The following is a 2,943-nucleotide window of genomic DNA, read 5'->3' as shown; positions in this document are numbered from 1 at the left end:
CGGTCAGCGGTATTCGTCGGGTCATACAGGGTGAGACGGCGTGTGAAGCTCGCGTGTTTGGAGTTTTTGATCTTGAGGGTCACGACCAGTCCCGCAATCCCCTTGGCTTTGGCGCGGTCAGATACCTTTTGCGCCAACCGCCACAGGTGGCCGTCCAAAACGTCGATTGATGCGGTGTCTTTGGGAAAGGTGGTTTCGTTCGAGATAGATTTCATCGGGCGAGAGGACGAAATTCGTCGGTGGTCCTGACCTCGGGCAAGATGCCATAAGCGCTCGCCCATTGCGCCAAAGCGCGTGTTCAACTCGTCTTTTTCCCACCGCCGCAGGTCGATAAAGGTGCGAATGCCGGCCTTTTCCAAAGAGGTCCGTGTCGCGGCACCAACGCCCCAAATCAGACTCACAGATTTATTTGCGAGAAAATCCATGGTCTCGTTAGCGCCGATCACGGAGAACCCCCGTGGTTTGTCCAGATCAGATGCAATTTTGGCGAGAAATTTGTTGTGGCTGAGGCCAATGGACCCGGATAGGCCCAATTCGTCATTCATGCGCTTGATCAGGTGGGCGAGCATCACGGCTGGCGGTTTCCCGTGTAGCTTGGCTGTTCCGCGCAAATCCATGAACGCTTCGTCAAGCGAGAGGGGTTCCACGTCTGGCGTCAGCTCGTCCATAAAGGCGCGGATCGCGCGGGAGGCCTCCGCGTAGGCCTCCATGCGAGGCGGGACGACAACCGCGTTTGGACACAGTTGTAACGCTTTGAACATCGGCATGGCGGACCGCACACCGTGAATGCGAGCAATATAACAAGCAGTTGTCACCACGCCGCGCTGTCCGCCGCCCACAATGAGAGGCGTGTCGCGTAGCGCAGGGTTGTCCCGCTTCTCCACGGAGGCGTAAAAAGCGTCACAATCCATATGCGCCACCCCGAGATCAAACAGCTCGTCATGCGCTACAATGCGCGGCCGCCCACACGTCGGACAGCGCGGACCGTTCTCAAAGGTGGTGAGGCAATCGCGGCATAGGGCAGGCATCACAAGTCCTTTAGTCAGTGCAACAACAGTAGCCTCCCTTTGGATAGCGTACTAGGTCGCCTTGATTTAGAGGCCCGCGATCTCGTCTTGGATCATTTGAGCGGCTGCACGCGGGTCCGCGTGCTGCCAGATCGGACGCCCGACGACAATGTGATCTGCGCCATCGCGGATTGCTTGGGCTGGGGTTGCAACGCGCTTTTGATCGCCCAAGGCTGCACCCGTTGGGCGCACTCCTGGTGTTACGATCAGCTTGCCAGCCGCCTCGGGAAGGGCGCGGATCAATGCGGCTTCTTGGGGGGAGGCGATGACGCCGTCCGCACCCGCTGCGAAGGCATTGCCTGCACGCTCTTGGACCAGATCACGAATTTCGCCCGACTTTATGAGAGCGCCATCCAAATCTGCGCGATCAAGGGAGGTGAGGATCGTGACAGCGAGGATCTTTGTGTCTGATCCACTTGCACCCTCTTTGGCGGCTTTGACCACGTAGGGGTCGCCGTGAACGGTGAGGAAATCCATATTGTACTGGGCCACGCCGCGCACAGCGTTTTCCACAGTTGCACCGATGTCGAAAAACTTCATATCAAGAAAGATTTTTTTGCCATGCTCTTGTTTAAGCTCGTTGGCGAGCGCAAGTCCGCCACCGGTCAGCATGCCAAGACCGACTTTGTAAAAGGACACCGCATCCCCGATCCGTGTGGCTAGCTCGAGACCCTGCACAACATTTGGGACATCAAGGGCGACAATCAAGCGGTCATTGGCGGGCATATGGGCAGTCATGGGGAAATCCTTTCGTGGTCGGTTTCCTTCACATGCGCTTTGCGCCGTTTGCGGTCAAGTGTCCGGTGAATTTAGGCCAAGGGGGAAATGCCGTATCTGATCTGTACTGGTTGTGCTGCGATTGATTTGAGGGAGGCAATGCTTGAACCACGTTCTTGTTTGCGGATGGCGCGAGCGCGCACCATCAACCCACGCGAAACCGTCTCAAAGGACGCGGTAAAAGGTGCTGACAACTCGACGGCGTAGGTGACCTGGTCGCCGCCCTCGTAAAAAATGACGTCGGCCTGAAATTGTTGCGTTGCGGCATCAAAGGTCAAATCGCTGACTTGTGCGCTATATAACTTCATCTTGCATCTCCGTTGGGGCGCCGCGTTCAATTGTTCTGAATCTGCGCTTGCAACCCTTGAGATTGAGTCAATGCCTCCCATTTATAAATCAAGGTTCCGACCTGAGGCGCGCCATATCGGGCGTCATCAAAAGCGGGACGCTTTATATGAAAGGAGATACCGATGGACATGGAGAAGTTCACGGAGCGGTCGCGCGGCTTTCTTCAGGCGGCACAGACGATTGCGATGCGCGAAAACCATCAATCGCTTAAGCCAGAACATCTGCTGAAAGCGCTTATGGATGATAGCGAGGGGTTCGCGTCGAATCTTATCATGCGCGCAGGTGGCGATGCCAAAGCCGTTGCCGCCAGTGTTGATGTCGCCGTGGGTATGCTGCCGCGCGTATCAGGCGATGTCGGTCAGACGTACATGGATCAAAGCACAGCAAAGGTGCTTGATGAAGCTGAGAAAATTGCGACGAAAGCGGGCGATAGCTTTGTGCCTGTTGAGCGCCTTTTGACGGCGCTTGCGCTATCGCGTTCCGAGGCCAAAAAGGCATTGGAATCGGGCGGCGTGACGGCGCAAAACCTCAACGAGGCAATCAACGACATTCGTAAAGGGCGCACAGCGGATAGTGCCTCTGCTGAAGATGGCTATGAAGCGTTGAAAAAGTACGCGCGCGATCTGACCGAGGCCGCCGAACAGGGCAAAATCGATCCCATTATTGGCCGTGACGAAGAAATTCGCCGCTCCATGCAAGTGCTCTCGCGGCGCACAAAGAATAACCCCGTTTTGATTGGTGAACCGGGCGT

Annotated in this window: 4 protein-coding genes; 1 reads left to right on the top strand and 3 read right to left on the bottom strand. The window is 56.4% G+C overall.

The window, feature by feature from the left end:
• The 3 genes from ACTG34_RS13485 to ACTG34_RS13475 all read right to left on the bottom strand — a co-directional run.
• A partial coding sequence (locus ACTG34_RS13485) for a DNA polymerase IV (protein WP_439105396.1) occupies positions 1-1,028 on the bottom strand: 1,028 nt, incomplete at its 3' end.
• Positions 1,029-1,094: 66 nt separating this feature from the next.
• Positions 1,095-1,805 (bottom strand): orotidine-5'-phosphate decarboxylase, encoded by a 711-nt coding sequence (pyrF, locus tag ACTG34_RS13480; RefSeq protein WP_439105395.1) that lies wholly within the window; start codon positions 1,803-1,805, stop codon positions 1,095-1,097.
• A gap of 71 nt (positions 1,806-1,876) precedes the next feature.
• Positions 1,877-2,152, bottom strand: coding sequence for a hypothetical protein (locus ACTG34_RS13475; protein WP_439105394.1), 276 nt, complete (start codon positions 2,150-2,152; stop codon positions 1,877-1,879).
• A gap of 162 nt (positions 2,153-2,314) precedes the next feature.
• On the opposite strand from ACTG34_RS13475, the gene ACTG34_RS13470 reads away from it, so the two are divergent.
• On the top strand, positions 2,315-2,943 hold a 629-nt coding region (locus ACTG34_RS13470; protein ID WP_439105393.1), incomplete at its 3' end, for a Clp protease N-terminal domain-containing protein.

It is taken from the genome of Celeribacter marinus (assembly GCF_965656515.1).
In the GTDB taxonomy this organism is placed as follows: domain Bacteria; phylum Pseudomonadota; class Alphaproteobacteria; order Rhodobacterales; family Rhodobacteraceae; genus Celeribacter; species Celeribacter marinus_D.
Note: the sequence above shows the minus strand (reverse complement) of the source record. Positions and strands in the feature narration are given on the sequence as shown.